At 34.4% G+C, this 16,712-nt stretch carries 13 protein-coding genes and 1 tRNA gene; 6 read left to right on the forward strand and 8 right to left on the reverse strand.

Annotation, left to right across the window (positions count from 1 at the left end):
- Positions 1–17 precede the first annotated feature (17 nt).
- Positions 18–734: a bacillithiol biosynthesis deacetylase BshB1 gene (gene bshB1, locus CSC80_RS12445; protein WP_099192239.1), complete on the forward strand. Its 717-nt coding sequence runs from the start codon at positions 18–20 to the stop codon at positions 732–734.
- On the opposite strand, the gene CSC80_RS12450 is transcribed toward bshB1, so the two are convergent.
- Together CSC80_RS12450 and CSC80_RS12455 are read right to left on the reverse strand one after the other, a co-directional pair.
- Positions 731–2,833 (reverse strand): tetratricopeptide repeat-containing sensor histidine kinase, encoded by a 2,103-nt coding sequence (locus CSC80_RS12450; protein ID WP_099192241.1) that lies wholly within the window; start codon positions 2,831–2,833, stop codon positions 731–733. The genes bshB1 and CSC80_RS12450 overlap by 4 nt on opposite strands.
- A gap of 207 nt (positions 2,834–3,040) precedes the next feature.
- Entirely contained in the window at positions 3,041–5,089 is a 2,049-nt protein-coding gene (locus CSC80_RS12455) for a tetratricopeptide repeat protein (RefSeq protein ID WP_099192243.1), read from the reverse strand.
- A gap of 146 nt (positions 5,090–5,235) precedes the next feature.
- Between CSC80_RS12455 and CSC80_RS12460 the strand changes: the two genes are divergently transcribed.
- Positions 5,236–5,311 (forward strand) — tRNA-His (locus tag CSC80_RS12460).
- 131 nt (positions 5,312–5,442) lie between these two features.
- On the opposite strand, the gene CSC80_RS12465 is transcribed toward CSC80_RS12460, so the two are convergent.
- From CSC80_RS12465 to CSC80_RS12475, 3 genes are all read right to left on the reverse strand, one after another.
- The gene (locus CSC80_RS12465; RefSeq protein ID WP_099192245.1) at positions 5,443–6,993 is read right to left on the reverse strand and encodes a M28 family metallopeptidase; all 1,551 of its coding nucleotides are present in this window, start codon (positions 6,991–6,993) and stop codon (positions 5,443–5,445) included.
- A gap of 92 nt (positions 6,994–7,085) precedes the next feature.
- On the reverse strand, positions 7,086–7,742 hold the full coding sequence (locus CSC80_RS12470; RefSeq protein ID WP_236973384.1) for an SGNH/GDSL hydrolase family protein: 657 nt from the start codon (positions 7,740–7,742) through the stop codon (positions 7,086–7,088).
- Between the two features lie 38 nt (positions 7,743–7,780).
- Positions 7,781–8,239 carry a hypothetical protein gene (locus CSC80_RS12475; protein ID WP_099192249.1) on the reverse strand — a complete coding sequence of 153 codons (459 nt, stop codon included), beginning with the start codon at positions 8,237–8,239 and terminating at the stop codon, positions 7,781–7,783.
- 114 nt (positions 8,240–8,353) lie between these two features.
- Here CSC80_RS12475 and CSC80_RS12480 point away from each other — a divergent pair, with 114 nt between their 5' ends.
- Positions 8,354–8,809 (forward strand): hypothetical protein, encoded by a 456-nt coding sequence (locus tag CSC80_RS12480; RefSeq protein WP_180268617.1) that lies wholly within the window; start codon positions 8,354–8,356, stop codon positions 8,807–8,809.
- A 4-nt stretch (positions 8,810–8,813) separates the two neighbouring features.
- Here the strand turns inward: CSC80_RS12480 and CSC80_RS12485 are convergent, their stop codons facing one another.
- Positions 8,814–10,298, reverse strand: coding sequence for a carboxypeptidase (locus CSC80_RS12485; RefSeq protein ID WP_071342087.1), 1,485 nt, complete (start codon positions 10,296–10,298; stop codon positions 8,814–8,816).
- Positions 10,299–10,520: 222 nt separating this feature from the next.
- Between CSC80_RS12485 and CSC80_RS12490 the strand changes: the two genes are divergently transcribed.
- The 3 genes from CSC80_RS12490 (at position 10,521) to CSC80_RS12500 (ending at position 15,395) form a co-directional block, all read left to right on the forward strand.
- On the forward strand, positions 10,521–11,657 hold the full coding sequence (locus tag CSC80_RS12490; RefSeq protein WP_099192251.1) for a Gfo/Idh/MocA family oxidoreductase: 1,137 nt from the start codon (positions 10,521–10,523) through the stop codon (positions 11,655–11,657).
- A gap of 190 nt (positions 11,658–11,847) precedes the next feature.
- Complete coding sequence (locus CSC80_RS12495) at positions 11,848–13,479, forward strand: alkaline phosphatase PhoX (RefSeq protein WP_099192253.1); 1,632 nt, start codon at positions 11,848–11,850, stop codon at positions 13,477–13,479.
- Positions 13,480–13,556: 77 nt separating this feature from the next.
- The gene (locus CSC80_RS12500; protein ID WP_099192255.1) at positions 13,557–15,395 is read left to right on the forward strand and encodes a cytochrome c peroxidase; all 1,839 of its coding nucleotides are present in this window, start codon (positions 13,557–13,559) and stop codon (positions 15,393–15,395) included.
- Here CSC80_RS12500 and CSC80_RS12505 read toward each other — a convergent pair.
- Positions 15,392–16,156, reverse strand: coding sequence for a TIGR02757 family protein (locus CSC80_RS12505; protein ID WP_099192257.1), 765 nt, complete (start codon positions 16,154–16,156; stop codon positions 15,392–15,394). The two genes, CSC80_RS12500 and CSC80_RS12505, sit on opposite strands and share 4 nt — an antisense overlap.
- Positions 16,153–16,710, reverse strand: a complete 558-nt coding sequence (locus CSC80_RS12510; protein WP_099192259.1) for a CPBP family intramembrane glutamic endopeptidase — start codon at positions 16,708–16,710, stop codon at positions 16,153–16,155. Before CSC80_RS12510 ends, CSC80_RS12505 begins: the two co-directional genes overlap by 4 nt.
- Between the last annotated feature and the right edge of the window lie 2 nt (positions 16,711–16,712).

A 16,712-nucleotide genomic window follows, 5' to 3' on the forward strand; every position in this document is an offset into this window, starting at 1 on the left:
CTAAGAAAGAATATAAGATGAAATTGGATATTTTGGTTTTTGGAGCACACCCTGATGATGCTGAACTTGGGGCAGGAGGTACCATTGCAAAAGAAATAGCACTTGGAAAAAAAGTAGGTATAGTAGATTTAACACGTGGTGAATTGGGCACAAGAGGTTCTGCTGAGATACGTGATAAGGAATCTGCCGCTGCTGCAAAAGTTTTAGGTGTAGCTGTGCGAGAAAATTTAAAGTTTAGAGATGGTTTTTTCGTTAATGATGAGGAGCATCAACTGGAAGTCATAAAAATGATACGTAAATACCAGCCTAATACCGTTTTATGCAATGCTATTGATGATAGACATATAGACCATGGTAAAGGAAGTAAGTTGGTCAGTGACGCCTGTTTTTTAAGTGGGTTAAGAAGAATAGAAACAACAGTAGGGGAGGAAAACCAAAAAGAATGGAGACCTAAACAAGTTTACCATTATATACAATGGAAGAATATTGCACCAGATTTTGTGGTGGATATTAGTAACTATATGGAAGAAAAAACCAATTCAATTCTGGCATATGCCTCTCAATTTCACGACCCTAATAGTAATGAGCCAGAAACGCCAATAAGTAGCAAAACTTTTATACAAAGCGTTAAGTATAGGGCAGAAGACTTAGGCAGATTGGTCGGTGTCGATTATGCAGAAGGATTTACAGTAGAAAGATTGGTAGCTGTAGATTCTCTTGATAACTTGATTTAAGCAGACTCTTTATATTGTTTTTGCGGTTGTTGAACCCTTGGGATGGTAAAGTAAAAGCTTGAGCCTTTGCCCAAAGCACTGTGTACCCAAATTTTACCATTGTTTTTTTCAACCATTTCTTTACAAAGGGAAAGTCCAAGTCCGGTGCCTTTTTCATCATTTGTACCATAAGTGGTGTGGTTGGAATCTTTTTCGAACAATTTACTGATGATATCTTCGCTCATGCCCATACCATTATCCATTACATAAATTTCACAGGTCTTGATTTTTTGAATGGCGCCTATTACAATTTGCCCGTTGTTAGGAGTAAACTTAAGGGCATTGCTCAATAAGTTTCTAATAATAATGTCTATTTGGTTGGGATCACACCAAATTTGACAATTGGGTTCAATTCTATTAACTATTGAAATAGATTTAGATTCGGCAATTTCGGATAACAAGGCTACATTTTCTTCTACTATGCTATCTAATTGTGTGGTAGCATGTTTGGTGACAGAACCGTTCATTTGCGTTTGACCCCAAGAAAGTAAGTTGTTTAGAGTAAACGAAATAGTATCAATATCTACCTTTAGCTTGGGTACAAAATTCAAGAATTCTTCCTTGGTCATTTCCCCTTCTTTGAATAATTTCAAAAGACCTTGAAAAGCACCAATTGGTCCTCTAAGGTCGTGACCAATTATAGAGAATAATTTGTTTTTGGTTTGGTTTAACTCATTTAAATAGGCTTGTTTCTCTTCTAAATCAGATTTTTTATTTCTTAACTCAAGATTTAATTTTTTCTGCTGTTGTTCATTTCTATGAATTATGAACATAATAATGGCAAAAATGATAAGAATTATAATGGCTACGTATACAAATATCTTCTGCTTTGCCAATGCTTTTTCATTATCATCGATCAACTGTTGTTTTTGTTGATCATATTCCATTTTTGTTTTAAGCATATTCAATGCTTTTTCATTTCCGGTTTGCGTTAATGATTCATAGGTTACCTGATAAATTTCATGATACCATAATGATTTTTCAAAATCTTTTTTCTTCTTATGTAATTGTGCTAATTTCTTAGCGCTGTTCTTAATTCCGATTCTAAGCCCAATCTTTTTTGATAGATCAAAAGCATTTAAGGCATAAGCCTCGGCAATACTATCTTTACTTTGGTTCATGTAAGCCTCGGTCATACCAATTAAGAGGTCTATTTTGGCACGGTCATCCTCTATTTCTTTATGTAATAATTCGCTTTGTTTATACCAATAAAGCGCCCAAGTATTCTTGTTCTTTTTTAAATATATTTTGCCTTTAATTTCATAACAGAACGCAAGCCATTCTAAAATCTTTTCTTTTTCAAAAGTTGCAATACTTATGTTGATATTATACATGGCATATTCAAGCTCATTCATATCTGCATAAGTAGATGCGATATTGCTTAAGGTCTCGGCCATAAAAACCGGGTTACCTACTTCTTCATGTATTGCTTTTGATTTTTGTAAAAAAACCATTGCTTGTTCATAATCTTTTTGTTCAAGGTATAAATGCGCAATGTTGTCATTTACAATGGAAATGGAATTTTTGTCATTGTTTTTTTCGGCTATTTCAATGGTTGCCAAGTACCATTTTAAAGCTTTTGAATAATCTCCTTTGTAACCATATTCTTTGGCCAAATCATTTAATGTTCGAATGATTAAAATAGAATTGTCATTACTTTTTTTGGCAAGCTGATAGGCTTTTTCAAAATACGTAATTGCTTGGTCTATTTTGCCTTTATCAGAATAGTAACCTCCAATGGCATGAAGTGAACTTATCTCACCATTTACATATTTAGATTTTTTACTTAAATCAAGACTTTGTTTACTTAAAATTAGAAGACTGTCAAGATTATGATACCGATGTTCAGTGGCAAGATTTATTAAATTATGAATATATAATGTATCTCTGGTATCGAAAACATTAGAATTTCTAAATTCCTTTATTTCTTGTAGTAGCGTATCTCTTTTAGTATTTTGTGCTAAGACTTTAGGAGCTATAATGTAGGAAAATAAGAACACACCAAGCCAACCCTTTAATAGGTTGTATTTTAAATTTGAGGTTATTCTGCTAAAATTCATGGTAATCCCTATAACTTGGCTTAAAATTAAGTTAGTAGGTTAGGGATATAGAATAAATGTTGTGAAATGCGCTTTATTGTGTGTTTTAACGTCTTAAACGTGTAGTTGGTCGATGATTTCTTAAATCAAGGATGAATTATTAACCCAAAATATGATCTTGTTATTGATGTTCTGTAAATAAATTTTAATGTACCTAGAAGTTTCTTTCTATTTGATATCTATGGGAAGCTCAACAATAAACTGGCTGCCTTTGTTAGGTTCGCTTTTCACCATTATCTCTCCATTATTTTTAATAACCATGGCTTTTACAAGCCTTAGACCTAAGCCGGTACCTTTTTCTGAGTTTGTACCATAACTAGAGAAATTTTCAGAAGAACTAAAAAGCTTTTGAACATCGGTCTCTGTCATACCAACACCTGTGTCAGACACTTCAATAACCAAGTTCTTATTTTTTATTTTGGTGGAAATCGTAATCATGCCATTATTTGGGGTAAACTTAATGGCATTGTTAATTAGATTTCTGAAAATGATATTAAATTGTTGTAAATCGGCAAAGACACTATGGTTAGCAGCTACTTGATTATTTACAACTATGGATTTCTTTTTAATTTCATTTCTATATAGTTGTAGAATTATATCTAGTTCTTCTTTAACTAATATACTTTTGATATTCACGGTGCTACCTTGCATTTGTGTTTTTCCCCAGTGTAAAAGATTGTCCATAGTAAACTGCACTTGTTCTATATCTTCTTTTAACTGCGGAGCAAATTTCTCAAAGTATTCTTTTCCTTCCGGGTCTTCTAGGTAAAGACCTAATATTTCATTTAAGGAAATGATTGGACTCCTTAAATCGTGTCCAACTATTGAGAATAATCGATCCTGATTGTGATTTATTTGTTTAAGCGCTTTTTGATTCTCATTTAATACTTCTGCCTGTTTGGCCAGTTTTTTATTTAATATTTTTTCTCGTCTATTGGCATTTAAAATAATGAATACTATAATAATTAATGTAAGTAGTGCAGCTAATGCCCATTTAATGTATTTGCGCTGTTGACTAAGCGCCAGCTCACTTTGGGCTTTAAGGGCTTCGGTTTCCTTTTCATAATTTAATCTAGCATTTAGCATAGTTAAATTTCGTGTATTCTTTTTCTTGAAATTATCATATGATAATTTTTCGGTCATCTCTAAATACTTCAAAGATTCAGCAACATCATTTTGCTGTTTTTTAATTTGATATAGAATACGATATGCTTGTTCTAAGCCACTATCGTGATTAGATGATTTATATAATGCTATACTTTCTAAGATGTTTTCTTCTGCCAAGGGTAAGTTGTCCTTGCTTAGATAGGTGCCGGCTATACCGTATATAATATCGGCTTTGCTTTTTACGTCATTAAAGTTTTTATGCAATACCAATGCTTTTTCATAATAATCTAAAGCGGTGTCAAAGTTATTTTTTGCTTGATTATAATACCCTAGTGTATATTGTGTCCATGCCAGCCATGTTTTATTGGTTTGACTCTCAAATAACTCTAAACATTTATCTAGGTGAATTTTTGCTTCGTCTAAATTGTTTGTTTTAATATTTAAATATGCTAGATTACTTAATAGCATTACATCTTTAGTAGGATCTTTTAAATTATGGGTCACTTCTAATGCCTTGTCGTAATATGCCAAAGCTTCGTTATAATTTTCCAATTTGCTGAAAATTGTGCCTAAATTCATGTTCATTCTAAACAGAAAAAACAAATCGTTTTGTTTTTCTGCAATTGAAAGTGCATGTAAAAAATTAGCATATGTGGCAGGGTAATCTTGCTTGAAAAAATTAGCCTGTCCTTGTACATTGTAGACCTTCATTTCAGTTTTTGGGTAAGTCGATAATAAGGGACTTTCAATGACCTGTAATGTATATTCTATTGATTTATTGGTATCCCCAGTATAAAGAAATAAAGTAGCTAAATTGGTCAAAGCTTCTAGCTCTCCTTGTTTGTAGTTGTTCTTTAAACTTAATTCAAGTGCCTTTTCAGAATAAACGAGCATGGAGTCTTGCTTAATTAACCTTGAATAATAGGATAAGTGATTTAGGTTATCAATATATGCGGTATTGTCTTCAGTAAAGTCTGGACTTTCTGTTAATTCAGAAATTTTTGATTTATAAAATTGAACACTATCAATTTGAGAAAAAGAGGTAGAATAACTTAGGCATATTAATGCAATGAGTAAAAAATTATATTTATAATTTGATTTAGAACGCATTAGGGGCTAAGTAGGTTGTTTTATTTAAAACTTCAAGTTATAAATAAATTAATTAAACGTTTATTAAAATTATTTATTTCTTCAAATTTCAATTTATTATTTGTTAGAACTAAAGAAAAAAATTATCTTTGCACTCGCTTACAAATGGTGGTTGTAGCTCAGCTGGTTAGAGCATCGGTTTGTGGTACCGAGGGTCGCCGGTTCGAACCCGGTCTTCCACCCTAAAGCAAATAGAAAGTCTTGGATTTATTCCAAGACTTTTTTGTTTTCAAGATATTGGCTGTCAGTTTTTTATGAAAAAAAATAAGCCTGGCACTTTGTGCCAGGCTTATTGAATTTAAATAGGCTGATGCTTAATCTACCTTTAATTTTTGCTCTCTATTGGCTATTTCCCAAGCAGTGTAAAATACTAACCTAGTTCTGTTCTCCAATAGATCATAATTGATCTTATCTGGTGTATCACTTGGTTTGTGATAGTCAGCATGCGTACCATTAAAATAAAATATGATGGGAATATTATTTTTAGCAAAATTGTAGTGGTCACTTCTATAGTAAAAACGATTAGGGTCGTTTTCGTCATTATAGGTATAGTCCAATTCAATATTCATGAATTTTTTATTCACTTCTTCTGATAGGTTGTGTAATTCAATACTAAGCTTATCAGAACCTATTAAGTAAATATAATTTCTGTCTCCTTCACGTTTTGGGTCAATTCTACCAATCATGTCAATATTTAAATTGGCTACGGTTTGCTCTAGGGGCACAATAGGTTCAACATCAGTGTAATATTGAGATCCCAATAATCCTTTTTCTTCGCCGGTGACATGTAAGAATACTATAGACCTTTTTGGTCCCTTGCCTGCATCGGCTGCATTTTTGAAGGCTTCTGCAATTTCCAATAGGGCAACAGTACCCGATCCGTCGTCATCTGCTCCATTATTTATTTGACCATCACCACTTATGCCTATATGGTCTAAATGAGAAGATATCACTAAAAATTCATTTGGTTTTTCTGAACCTTTTATGATGGCAACAACATTCTCTGAAGAGACCTTGTCATTAGAACTTTCAAAATTCAAAGTCAATTTTTCAGTTAAAACTTTAGAATCGTTTTCTTTTTCTATTGTCGGTAAAATACTTTCTGCAAGGGTTTGGTCTATAAACAAACTGTAAAACTCAGGGGCGTCATTATTTACAACTTCCATTCTACCACTGTTGTTTTGCCTCATAGATTCAAATCTGCGTTTAAATCTGCTGAAATTGTCCTTATCGTAATATAATACTCCCTTGGCACCCTTGTCAACTGCAATTTGTATACGCTTGGTCAATGACTCTGACATATTGCTCCAAATAGATTTTTCTGAAGTGCCTGAAATAACGTAAGTACCATCTTCTTTTATGGGTTCACCAGATTTTAATAGTACAATTTTATCTGTAACATCTACATTGTCATAACTAGAGTATACCGTATCATCAATACCATAACCTATATAAACAATTTCATCATTTGAAGAATTTGCGGCAGCAAAAGTAAGTACGTGTTCTCCTATGATAAAATCCGTATTGTTCAAGCTTAGTTTACCTATAGGTAGTTTACTTATCTCTAAAGGTACTTCTTGAAAATAGTTGCCATCTTCTTTTGCTGCAGGAATACCTAACTTTTCATATTCGGCCTTTAAGTAGGCTATTGCTTTTTTCTGACCTGGTTGTCCGGTTTCCCTACCTTCAAACTCATCCGATGCATAGATATATAAATGATCTTTAAGTTCAGCTTCGGTAATTGTTTCTGCATAAGTAATTTCAGAGGAAATTTGTGGTTCTTCAGTAGCGTTTTCTTTAATCGTTTTTTGAGAAGAATTACAAGATAAGGCCGTTGCGACCAATAAGAATAGTGTTTTTTTCATTTTATAGTGATCAAAATTTATCAAAAATAATTAAATCTTAGTTGGTTTCAATTGTTGTAATCAACAATAAAATTACCTGCTTATTAAAAGCTTTAATTTTTTAAAGCTTCAGAGATAGCCGCTTCAACTAATGGCTCCATAACCATATAGCCTTCAGCTGTTGGGTGTACTTCATCTCTGGCATATTTTTTTGGAAGTCCATTACGCTCATCAACCATTTTTGAAAAATAATCTAAATAGATATGTCCATGCGTATTGGCATATTCTTTTATCATCTCATTAAGCTTAATAATTTTTCCAGCAGGTTCTAAACCTGGCTTCCAAGGATAATCGTAGGCCGGTAGGGTAGAGGAAAGAATTACCTTAATATTATTTGCATGCGCCATTTCTGCCATGCCTTTAATATTGTCCATAATCATTTTTAGGGTAGATGGTCCTGTATTACCTGCTATATCATTGGTGCCTGCCAATATTGTTACCACTTTTGGTTTAAGATCAATGACATCTTGTCTAAATCGTATTAACATTTGTGGCGTGGTTTGACCACTGATACCGCGATTAATATAGGGCTTGCCCTTAAAAAACTCCGGACGCGTTTTTAGCCAACCTATTGTAATGGAATTGCCCATAAACACCACCCGATTTTCGTTTTCTTTGGCTTGTTCTATTGTATCATTAGCAACTTCAAAATGATTTAGATCAGGCCAATCTTGGGCATTGACAGAGGTTAATCCTAAAATAGATAACATACACGTATATATTATTGTTTTTATTCTATTCATCTTTATTATGATTGTTGAATTTGTTCTTTTTCTTCTGCTTTTAATGGGATGTTGTTTATAATATTAGCCTTATTTGGTCTTTGCGCAGCCAAATAGGCCAATAAGCACACAGAAATGACCAATGGAAGGGCATTGGCGGAATTGTAATATGCAAACAATCCTATGAAGGCAGGGATTTCAATAAGGGCATATTTGATATGTAAAGCAGATTGATACTTTTTTAGCTTTTCTTCTAAACGACTTTCTGATTTAATATTGGAAGTCATTTTTTTGAAGACCCATTGACTGCCAAAATACCCCAACATTGCAAATACGGGTACCATGTATAAAAAGACCCCTTGCCCTGCAGTACTTGTATTAAAAGAATTGATCTGTAAAAATACCCAAAGGGTAAAAATGCTTAAGCCTATTAATAGGAATAGGTGCATTATTGTAAGACTTTTGATAAAACTTTTTATTTCCATATTCTAATTTAAAATCCTAAGATAATATAAAATTGACCTATGATGAATTTGACGGGTTATTACTTGTCATTATTTAACCTAAGGCATCTATTAGAATTTTTATCTTTGCGCAGTATGAAAAAGATACTAACTATTTCTCTTCTGCTATTTTTAGCTGTTAAAGCTTACGGTCAAATTGAGCAAGATAAGGTTCTTCACTACTTAGGAGGTAATTTATATGGTCTTGTGGGGGCAGGGGTTGCGAATGAAATTTCAGATGGAGACAGAACGTGGACTTTTGTTGGTGCAGTTGGTGGAAGTTTGCTTATTGGTTTGGCCAAAGAGGCTATTGATCAAAATCAATATGGAGGATGGAGCAATGAAGATTTGTTAGCTACCGTATTAGGAGGTGTAACAATTGGTGCTACAATTGATATTTTCAAAAAAAGAAAACAACGTAAAAGGGAACAATTATTTAAAGATGCTACAAAAACTGTAGATTACCGTCATCAAATGAAATTCCCAATAAAAACAACAGAGATCAACTCGCTATTTGTATTGGGAATGTCCAGTACTGTTCTAGAAAGGTAGTTTTCTAATACTTTGCACTTTTTCCTGTTGCAATAGTACGATTTATGAAATCACGAATATCATCATTTGCAGTTTTTAAATCTTCTCTTCGTAGGTACATCATATGACCTGAACGATATCCTTTAAAACTAAATCTATCTTTCATGCGTCCGCTTGGGTCTACTTGCCACATGGTATATTTTGCATTGAAGTAGGTGGTAGCTCCATCATAATAGCCAGATTGTACCAAAACATTTAAATATGGGTTTTGTGCCATTGCTTGTCTTAAATTATCTCTGGTGTTGTCATCGTCATTGTTCCAAGGGTGTACCGGACCGAACATATTATATTTTACATCGGTCTTAAAATTTAACTCTTCCTGTAAGTAATAGTTAATGGCAGGGGTAAAGCTATGTAGCCAAGATGTTAATTCAGAATTATAGTCTGGCTTTGTTCCAGATAGTTGTTTATCTATTCCTAAATATCTTGAATCTAAGCGTCCTACGGTATGCCCGCTTTTATCTTTTAAAAGATTTTTCCAAAAGAAAGAAGTAGGTACGGAAAGGTTGTGGTCAAGAATGTCTTTTTTGTTCAATCCTGAGTAATAAGCCATTTTATCTGCTACAGCCTCTTTTTCGGAAGCCTCTAAAAATCCTCCTTTAGCCAATGCCGGTATTAGCTTATCAATTGTATATGCTTCAGACTCCGGTAAAATTTCTAAAAGATCCTTACTCTGTAAGGCTGGTGGTAAAGCTTTGTGATGCCATGCCGCCGCAGTATAATAAGGTAGGTTTATTGCTTCGGCAACGGGTCCGGAATTGCGTATCACTTTATAATCAGCCGGTGAAACCATTATGACACCGTTTAAATACATCCATTGTTGATTTTGTAAAGCCAAAGAAAGACCCATAACACGTGTGCCCCCATAACTTTCCCCGATTATATATTTTGGCGAGCGCCATCTGTTGTTTCTGGTTACAAAGGTGTTCAGCCATTCTGCCAAATATTTAATATCGGCATTTATGCCAAAGAATTTGTCGCGGTCTACTTCTTTTCCGCTTGCAGGGATAGTTCTGCTATAACCTGTGTTTACAGGATTTACATAAACGATATCCGCAATATCTAAAACTGAATGCGGATTGTCATTTACACCATAAGGTTGAACAGGATATCCTTCATCATCAATTTTTAAAACCTTTGGTCCGGTATACGCTAAATGCATCCATACCGAACCTGATCCTGGACCTCCATTAAATGAAATCAATAGCGGTCTAGCAGCACGATCCTTGATGTTGTTTCTAGTATAATAGGTATAATGCAAAGAGGCTATAGGTTTTGCATTTTCATCCCACACAGGTTGGGTCCCGGTCTGTGCGGTGTACGAAAAACTAGCGCCATTAATGGTAGCGTTATGTTGTGTTGTGATAACGGTGTCTACGGGTAATTCCCTAGACTGGCCAAAGGCAAATGCAGTGACCAAACAAAAGGTAAATTGTACTATTTTTTTCATGGTTTGATAAGGTTCTGTTGTAAAACGAAAATAAGCATAATTGTGCTATTTTATTCGTTGTTCGGATCGATTGAGTTTTAAATGTCAAATCCTTAATTATGATGGTTTTAAAAATGATATGTTTAAAATTTTTTAGCTGTTATTCATAATGTTAATACAACCTAATTAATTATGGAATTACCTGATAATTATTTACTTTTCTAATTCATACAACTAATACTCATGAAACAACTTACAAGACGATCATTTAATGGTTTGGCTACTAAAGGCCTGTTAGGATCCGCTTTTTTAGCCAATATGCCGTTGGCAAATGCCTTTACAACTAATAAAAACAGTAAAAAGTTGGGTGTAGCCTTGGTTGGTTTAGGGAGCTACAGTACTTATCAATTAGCACCTTCTTTATTGGATACGGAGCATTGTTATTTGGCAGGAATTGTAACCGGTACCAAAGAAAAGGAATCTGTTTGGCAAGAGAAATACAATATACCCAAAGAGAATATTTATAATTATGAGAATTTTGATACCATTGCGGATAATGACAGTATAGATGTTATTTATGTAGTATTACCCAACAGTATGCATGCGGAATTTTGTATTCGTGCGGCAAAGGCAGGTAAACATGTTATCTGTGAAAAACCAATGGCGGTAAGTGTTGCGGAATGTGATGCAATTATAAATGCGTGCAATGAACATAAGGTTAAGCTTTCTGTTGGTTATAGAATGCAAAGCGACCCTTATACCCATGAAGTCAAAAAATACGTTGGGGAAAAAACTTTTGGCGATGTTTTGTTTGTTTCATCTGATGCAGGATATGTCTCTAACGGTAATCCAGATCAATGGCGATTAAATAAAAAATTATCTGGTGGCGGAGCGCTCATGAACATGGGTGTGTATGCTATACAAACCAGTATTTATGGTACAGGTCAAAACCCTATTTCAGTTTCTGCACAAGAATTTAGTACTAGACCTGATTATTTTAAGGATACCGATGAGACCATTACAGCTCAGTTTAAATTTGAGAATGGTGCTGTTGCACATATGATGACTTCGCATAATGCAAATGGTAATAGATTAAAATGTCATTGTAGTAAAGGTTGGTTTGAGTTAGATCCAGCCCATAGTTACGGGCCAATAAGTGGAAGAACTTCTAATGGTGATGTCTTAAAGTTTCCACATAAAAGACAACAGGCTTTACAGATGGATGATTTTGCAAAGCATATTTTGTTGGACAGTAAAAATGTGGCTCCTGGTGAAATGGGAAAAAGAGATATGATAATTGTAGAGGCTATTTACAAATCGGTAAGAGAAGGTGGGCAAGAACAATTATTGTCATTAGGTGATTTGGGTATTGTAGTGTAGTTGCTTGAAAAACAAATAATTGCAACTTAACTTAAAGTTAAGTTCAAGATTTGATCACTTCGATTTCAAGTTAAGTTTACATGTTAACATTATCATAAGGTTTAGTTCATTTATTGCTAATTTTTAGAATACCTTATTACAAGGTTATCTCTATAGTTTTGGAATTCATAACCTAAAAACTATATTGATAATGAAACAAACGAAAAATTTACTATTTAAAGCCCTTTTCCTTTCTTGTTTAGGATTAGCTGTAATGAGCTGTGATGGAGAAGATGGTGTAGATGGTACAAATGGTATTGACGGTGTAGACGGTGCTGATGGCGCAGACGGAGCCGATGGTGCTGATGGCGCCGATGGTGCTGACGGACAAGATTTGACTCTAGAAGAATCTATTCCATTAACTAGTTCCGTAACTCCAAACGAACTATTCGAACTAAAAGGTGCTTTTGCAGGTTCTGCCGACTTTAATATGATCATGTCTTCTGCAGATATCTTAGAATCTGATTCTACTTTTGTTTATGGTTCTTATATGGATGGTGCTGCACTATATCCTACCGAAGATGGTAACTATGCTTTGATCAATAATCTAGAAGCAGATTACTCCATTGCAAGAATTATGTTGAATTCTGAACTACAGCCTTTACAAGGAGATTATATAGTAAATTCTACAGCTACTGCTTTTACAGCAATGTGTTCTGGATCTTCAATTACTGTTGAAGAGCACGGGTTTGGTCCTTTATACCTTTCTGGTGGAGAATGGGGCGGTAACGCTAAGGGTGTATTTAAAGTAAACCCTTTTAGAGCAAAAGAAGACAGGGTAGAAGTAGAAAGATTACCTGCACTGGGTGAGTGGTCAACAGAAAATGCTGTTGTTATTGGTAAAGATGCCTATTCTTCTCAAACGGTAATTTTTATGGGTGATGATCATAGTGATAATACATATCCGCAAGCTCATTTTGGAATGTACGTTGGTCAAAGAGGTGACCTTTATGGAGGTAAACTTTATGTACTTAGAGGTACAAATCCAGTAGAATCAGCTCCTGGAGAAGGCGGTCAGTTATTTGAAATGGGTATGGCCCAAGACATTGAATACGATGTAGAATGGGTAGAAGTTACTGAAAGAACTATAGATGAGTTGAACCAAGAAGCTATTGACTTGGGTGCTATAGGATTTCAAAGAATTGAAGATATCGATTGGAGAAGAGGTTCTGCCGATGCTCAAAGAGAAGTATATTTTAATGCTACCGGTAGAATTCGTGGTGATAATCCGGACCTTAACTTAAGAGGTACTGGTTTTGGTCGTGTTTACAAACTAGTTTTAGATCCTGAAGATCCAACGGCTCCTGCTAAATTAACTGTTGTAGTTGATGGTGACTTAGAAGGTGGAAAAGGTGATGGAATGCATTCTCCAGATAACATTTTGGTAACTGAGAACTATGCTTACATTCAAGAAGATCCAAATGGTTATGGAGATTTAAATGCGGATATCACAGGTTTTGCCAAGTTATGGCAATTAGACCTAAATACGGGCAACTTTGTTGAAGTTATGGAGTGTAACCAAACATATGCTGCAAGTGTTGGTATTGGTAATACCGATAGTATGTGGGAAATAACCGGCTTGATCGATGTTACCGATATCATAGGTGCAACTGAACCAACCTTTATTGGTGGAGCTCAAGTACATGGTTGGAATTTTAGTACCACTCCTGATACAGCTGTAAGGGCAGACGGACTAAAATTTGTTGACCCAACAGCAATTAGTGAAGGCAGTGCTGCATTAGAAGGTTCAGTTTTATTCAAATTGACTGGCTTACCTAGATAAGTGATGTAATTGTACCAAGTTTAAAGGTTCCCTTCACTGGGAACCTTTTTCTATTCATATTAATTTCAAAGTGAAACATGAGCGCATTTAATTATAAATGGATTTTGATAGTATTTGTTTGTTTTTTTCTGTCCTGCAAGAATGAGGAAACAAAACCTTTGTTAGCTATAAATGCTAATGATCAATCTATGTTCAACAATGCTATAAGGGAACATTATTTTCTGGCATTGGATAGTACTTCTTATTACATGCAGCAAATAGATACCGCACAATCGCTCTCAAAGAACAAAGAACTGTTTTTAAAAAGTAGGGAATGGTATAAAAGGGTAGAGCCTATGCTTATCGCGTATGATTATGAGAATTACATCTCAATGAATGCGCCTAATTTGCTTAAGGTAGAAATAGACGACCATACCGATATTAAAAAACAAAAACCAAAGAGTTTTCAAGTATTGGAAGAGCTCCTTTATAGTGAAGAAGGATATTCCAATGAAGATTTGAATACTGTATTGGAGTATTTAAAGATTAGAATTCCGTTTGTACGAAAAAATCATATTCTCATCACCCAAAGAGATAGGCATCATTTAAAAATGATAAGAGATGCCATTGTAAATGTGGCTACTAAAGGCATTACAGGTTTTGATTCTCCAATGTTGGCAAACTCATTGAACGAAGCTGTTTATAATTATGAAACGCTACAAAAAGTTTTGGATATTTATAAAGCGGCTTTTAGGGATAATACGTTATATGTACATTGGAAAAAAGAAATTTCTTCCACCATTGATGATTTACAAAGTGCCAATTTTGATGAATTTGATCGATACTCGTTTATAAAATTGCATACCAATACGCAATTGGATCTAGTGGATAAGACTGCTAATGATTGGGGAATTGAATTAAGCCAATCAAGGGCTTTAGACCCTAAAGTGACCAATCTTTTTGATAAGAATTTTTTCAATATGAAGATGTTCTCCACCCAAAGAGCACCAGATATAACTGAAGAAAGAATTGAGTTAGGAAGACAGTTGTTCAATGATACAGATTTATCAGGCTCCGGTACAATAAGCTGTGCTACTTGCCATATTGCGGAAAAAGCATTTACTGATGGGCATAAAATTGCTAAAGGTATAAACGGACAAGATTTGCAACGTAATTCACCAACATTAACCTATGCCGTTTACCAACGTTCTTTATTTTATGATGGAAGGGCAGATGGTCTTGAAGATCAAATTGTTGGAGTCACCAATAATGAAAATGAGTTTCATATAGATTTGGAAAAATTAGAAGAGAAAATTCAAGATAAATCCGTGTATAAAGTTCAATTTGATTCGCTTTACGATGGCAAAATTACCGATATGAACGTGCGTAATGCTATTGCAACATATATAAGAAGTTTAGCTCCGTTCGATTCTAAATTCGATCGGAACATGAACAATCTAGAAGAAACCATGACTACCGAAGAGATTACCGGTTTTAATCTTTTTATGGGTAAAGCTGCGTGTGCCACTTGTCATTTTCCACCGGCATTTAACGGTACGGTGCCTCCTAAATATATGGAAAGCGAATTTGAAAATTTGGGCGTGCCCAAAAATGCAAGTTTTGAAAACCCTGTTTTAGATGATGATTGGGGGCAGTATTATCCTTATGAAGTAGAGGAAAAGAAGCATTTTTTTAAAACTTCAACAGTGCGTAATGCAGAATTAACCGGACCTTACATGCACAACGGTGTGTATGAAACTTTAGAGGAAGTAGTGGAGTTTTATAATGTTGGTGGTGGTCAGGGCATGGGCCTAGATGTACCTTACCAAACATTACCACCTGACTCTTTACATCTAACGACTACAGAATCAAAGGCGATTATTACTTTTATGAAAACACTGACCGATAAAAGATTTGAGAAAGAAGCCATAAACTAGAATTTTTCAAAAACACCTAAGCCAAAAAGGGCAAAATCATATTTAACTGGATCCAAAGGGTCCAGTTTTCTTAAGCTTTTATCTAGCTCGGCTAATGCTTTCGCATCGTTTTGTTTTCTTTTTAACAAACCTAATTTTCTAGCTACATTACCTGAATGTACATCTAATGGACAAGATAACTTTGAGGTAGGTATTCCTTTCCATATGCCAAAATCTACATTGGTGATTGCATCTCTAACCATCCAACGTAAAAACATATTTATCCTTTTGGCGGCAGAACCTTTTAAAGGGTCAGATACGTGCTTTGTTGTGCGTTGCTCATATGGTAACTCAAAAAATATTTTCTTGAATTTTGAAATGGTGGGCTGTAGAGAATTTTTGTCTTGAAGAGTTGTAAAAATACCTTCAAGACCTTGGTGTTGAAGGTAAATATTCTTTAAGCTCTTTATAAAATATCTTAAATCATTTTCATTGAAAGTTCTATGAACAAATCCTGATAAATTATCTAAATCATCATCGGTATGGTTAAGTACAAAGTCATACGGACTTTGTCCCATTTTTTCCATTAACTTATGAGAATTATTGATGATGCTCTTTCTGTTGCCCCAAGCTATTGTTGCCGTTAGAAAAGCACTGATTTCAATATCTTCTTTTTGTGTGAAAAGATGCGGAATTTGTATAGGGTCGGTTTCTAAGAATTCAGGTTTATTGTATTCAAAAACCTTTTCGTCAAGAAATATTTTTAGCTCACTTTTTGTCATTCAATAGAAATATCTAACAATTGCATAATTAGCACAGGAACCACTAAAACCATATTGTAAATGGCGTGTAGCGCCATGGACCATAACAGACCAAATTTTACCCGTATGTAGCCTAAAAGAAAACCTACACTAATTTGTGGTGCAACCAACAATGGAGAAAAAAGTAAAACCTCAGTGCTCATTTCAAAATTACTGATATGCATAAAGCCGAACGCAATTGTAAACAAATAGAAAATTGGTTTAAAAAATTTTGAATCTTTAAAAAAGACAAGCGGACCTCTAAATAACAGTTCTTCAAAGAAAGGAGCTACAATTACTGCTAAAAAGAAAATAAGTGCCACTGAGTAGTTTTCGAATAAATCATCCATGGCATGCTTGCCCATCTCAAGCTTTAGGATACTTTCTAAAACTGCAGCTACCATTAATAATAGAATACTTGCAGTTAATGCAATAATTAAAAGCTTGAAGAGAACTCTCAATTTTTCTGATAAAGAACTTTCAATATCTTGTGTATAGACAGGTTTTATTATAAATGAAAGTAGCTCTTGAAGCATAC

It is taken from the genome of Maribacter sp. 6B07 (genome assembly GCF_002700155.1).
In the GTDB taxonomy this organism is placed as follows: Bacteria; Bacteroidota; Bacteroidia; order Flavobacteriales; family Flavobacteriaceae; genus Maribacter; species Maribacter dokdonensis.

Excerpts from the sequence above, each read along its gene's own strand:
- CSC80_RS12490 (WP_099192251.1), top strand. The coding sequence starts at position 10,521 with ATGAAACAACTTACAAGACGATCATTTAATGGTTTGGCTACTAAAGGC.
- CSC80_RS12485 (WP_071342087.1), bottom strand. The coding sequence starts at position 10,298 with ATGAAAAAAATAGTACAATTTACCTTTTGTTTGGTCACTGCATTTGCC.
- CSC80_RS12450 (WP_099192241.1), bottom strand. The coding sequence starts at position 2,833 with ATGAATTTTAGCAGAATAACCTCAAATTTAAAATACAACCTATTAAAG.
- CSC80_RS12470 (WP_236973384.1), bottom strand. The coding sequence starts at position 7,742 with ATGTTATCTATTTTAGGATTAACCTCTGTCAATGCCCAAGATTGGCCT.
- CSC80_RS12465 (WP_099192245.1), bottom strand. The coding sequence starts at position 6,993 with ATGAAAAAAACACTATTCTTATTGGTCGCAACGGCCTTATCTTGTAAT.
- CSC80_RS12480 (WP_180268617.1), top strand. The coding sequence starts at position 8,354 with ATGAAAAAGATACTAACTATTTCTCTTCTGCTATTTTTAGCTGTTAAA.
- CSC80_RS12495 (WP_099192253.1), top strand. The coding sequence starts at position 11,848 with ATGAAACAAACGAAAAATTTACTATTTAAAGCCCTTTTCCTTTCTTGT.
- CSC80_RS12475 (WP_099192249.1), bottom strand. The coding sequence starts at position 8,239 with ATGGAAATAAAAAGTTTTATCAAAAGTCTTACAATAATGCACCTATTC.
- CSC80_RS12505 (WP_099192257.1), bottom strand. The coding sequence starts at position 16,156 with ATGACAAAAAGTGAGCTAAAAATATTTCTTGACGAAAAGGTTTTTGAA.
- bshB1 (WP_099192239.1), top strand. The coding sequence starts at position 18 with ATGAAATTGGATATTTTGGTTTTTGGAGCACACCCTGATGATGCTGAA.
- CSC80_RS12500 (WP_099192255.1), top strand. The coding sequence starts at position 13,557 with ATGAGCGCATTTAATTATAAATGGATTTTGATAGTATTTGTTTGTTTT.
- CSC80_RS12455 (WP_099192243.1), bottom strand. The coding sequence starts at position 5,089 with ATGCGTTCTAAATCAAATTATAAATATAATTTTTTACTCATTGCATTA.
- CSC80_RS12510 (WP_099192259.1), bottom strand. The coding sequence starts at position 16,710 with ATGCTTCAAGAGCTACTTTCATTTATAATAAAACCTGTCTATACACAA.